We start from the raw sequence: 2,681 nt of genomic DNA on the forward strand, positions 1-2,681 counted from the left end.
TCAAGCAGTGGCCGGACGCGGCATGGATCGAGCTCGGCCAGGCGCTCGTGCGGCGCGGCGCGTCGCTCGTGCTGCCGTGGGGCAACGACGCGGAGCGCGCGACCAGCGAGCGGCTCGCGAAGGAGTTCGGCGCGGCGGCGATCGTGCCGCCGAAGCTGTCGCTGCCGGCCGTCGTCGGCCTGATCGACGGCGCGGCCGCGACCGTCGGGGTTGATACAGGTCTGGTTCACATCGCGGCCGCGCTCAAGCGCCCGACGGTCGAACTGTACAATTTCGCAACGGCCTGGCGAACCGGCGGCTACTGGTCGCCGAACGTCGTCAATCTCGGCACGGCGGGGCAGCCGCCGTCGATCGCGCAGGTGAAGGCGGCGCTTGCGGGCTTTGGTCTGCTGTAATGCCCGTCACGCCTGCCCTGCCTATCCTGCCTCTCCTGCCCGTCACGCACGCGAACCGATCATGAGCGAATCCCAGATCATCGAAGTCCCGTCCGCCGACTGGAGCGGACACAACCTGTCGGCGCCGCGCGAACAGCTGCTGGCCGCGGTCGAGGAAGGCAAGGTGCTGTATTTTCCGCACCTGCGCTTCGCGATCGAAGGCGGCGAGGAAGCGCTGCTCGATCCGTCGCTCGCCGATCCGAAACGCAAGAACATCAGCCTCGCGCCGAACGGCGGCGTGCTCGCCGGCGTGCTCGGCGACAGCGTCACGCAGTCGGCCGTGCGCGCGCTCGTCGCGCGCTTCCAGCAGCAGGCCGGCACGCTCGTCGACGGTCTCTTTCCCGAATACCGCGGCAAGCTGCGCGTCGCGCCGACGAGCCTGCGGCTGATGCAGGTCGAGACGCGCCAGACGTCCTGGCGCAAGGACGACAGCCGGCTGCACGTCGACGCGTTCCCGTCGCGGCCGAACTACGGCGAGCGGATCCTGCGCGTGTTCACGAACGTGAACCCGGCCGGCCAGCCGCGCGTGTGGCGCGTCGGCGAGCCGTTCGAGGACGTCGCGAAACGCTTCCTGCCGAAGATCCGGCCGCAGTTGCCGGGCTCGGCGTGGCTGCTGAACCTGCTGCACGTGACGAAGTCGCCGCGCAGCGCGTACGACCACCTGATGCTGAACCTGCACGACGGGATGAAGGCCGATCTCGATTACCAGAAGACCTGTCCGCAGCAGACGATGCCGTTTCCGCCGGGCAGCGTGTGGATATGTTTCTCGGATCAGACTTCGCACGCTGTGATGTCCGGCCAGTTCATGCTCGAGCAGACCTTCTTCCTGCCGGTCGACGCGATGGTGCGCCGCGAATGCGCGCCGCTGGGGATTCTCGAGCGCCTGACCGGCAGGGCGCTGGTTTGAGCGCGCCCCGCATCCTTCGCGGTGACGGAGCCCACTCATGCTGAGGGCGATCTATCGCGCGCTGTGGTGGCTCGTCGCGCCGATCGCCGTCATCCGGCTCCTTGTGCGCTCGCGCAAGGAGCGTGGCTACCGCGAGCACATCGCCGAGCGCTTCGGCCAGGTCGCGGGCCGTTCGCCGGACGATCGCGCGCCGCTGATCTGGGTGCATGCGGTGTCGGTCGGCGAGACGCGCGCCGCGCAGCCGCTGATCGACGCGCTGATGCGTACGCGTCCCGACGCGCGCATCCTGCTCACGCACATGACGCCGAGCGGCCGCGCGACCGGCGAGCAGATCTTCGGCGACCGCGTGCTGCGCTGCTACCTGCCGTACGACATGCCGGGCGCGGTGCGGCGCTTCCTGCGCGCGTGGCGGCCGACGCTCGGCCTCGTGATGGAAACAGAGGTGTGGCCGACGCTGATCGACGAGTGCCGCCGCGCGGACGTGCCGCTCGTGCTGACCAACGCGCGGATGTCCGCGCGCTCGCATCGGCGCGCCGCGAAGTTCGGTGCGGCGACGCGCGACGTGTTCGGCGGTTTCTCGCGCGTGCTCGCGCAGAGCCCGGCCGATGCGGAGCGGCTGACGTCGCTCGGCGCGCGCAACGTGACGGTGCTGGGTAACCTGAAATTCGACATGACCACGCCGCCGGAGCTGGCCGCGCGCGGCCATGCGTGGCGCGACGCGATCGGCCCGCGGCCCGTGTGGGTCGCCGCCAGCACGCGGGAGAACGAGGAGGCGCTGGTGCTGCAGGCGTTCGCCGCGATGCGCACGCCGGGCGCGCTGTTGATCCTCGTGCCGCGTCATCCGCAGCGTTTCGGCGAAGTCGAGGCGCTTGTCGAGCGCAACGGGCTGAAGTGCGTTCGGCGTTCGGTGTGGGGTGCGGACGCGGCGGCCCTCGCCGCCGGCCGGCCCGCTGCGGCGGAGCCGTTGCCGGCTGACGTGGCGGTATTGCTCGGCGATTCGATGGGTGAGCTCGGCGCGTACTACGCGGCCGCCGATGTCGCGTTCATCGGCGGCAGCCTGCTGCCGCTCGGCGGGCAGAACCTGATCGAGGCGTGCGCGGTCGGCGTGCCGGTGCTGATCGGCCCGCACGTGTTCAACTTCACGCAGGCGACCGCCGATGCGGTCGCGGCCGGCGCGGCGATGCAGGTCGCGGATCCGCTCGATCTCGCGCACGTGCTCGACGCGCTGTTCGCCGATAACGCGCGGCGCATCGCGATGGGTGCGGCGGGTGCAGCGTTCGCGGCGCGCCATCGCGGCGCGACCGCGCGCTCGGTCGACGTGCTCGCGGCGTTGCTGCCGC

General features: G+C 70.9%; 3 protein-coding genes. All 3 read left to right on the top strand.

What is annotated here, in order from left to right; all coding sequences use genetic code 11:
* On the top strand, positions 1-395 hold a 395-nt coding region (locus F3J14_RS34355), incomplete at its 5' end, for a glycosyltransferase family 9 protein (protein ID WP_282100801.1).
* A gap of 61 nt (positions 396-456) precedes the next feature.
* Entirely contained in the window at positions 457-1,341 is an 885-nt protein-coding gene (locus tag F3J14_RS34360) for a Kdo hydroxylase family protein (RefSeq protein WP_011656152.1), read from the top strand.
* 37 nt (positions 1,342-1,378) lie between these two features.
* A partial coding sequence (gene waaA, locus F3J14_RS34365; RefSeq protein WP_166726684.1) for a lipid IV(A) 3-deoxy-D-manno-octulosonic acid transferase occupies positions 1,379-2,681 on the top strand: 1,303 nt, incomplete at its 3' end.

The organism is Burkholderia sp. Tr-862, from assembly GCF_011753085.1.
GTDB classification, from domain to species: Bacteria; Pseudomonadota; Gammaproteobacteria; order Burkholderiales; family Burkholderiaceae; genus Burkholderia; species Burkholderia ambifaria.

Excerpts from the sequence above, each read along its gene's own strand:
- F3J14_RS34360 (WP_011656152.1), top strand. The coding sequence starts at position 457 with ATGAGCGAATCCCAGATCATCGAAGTCCCGTCCGCCGACTGGAGCGGA.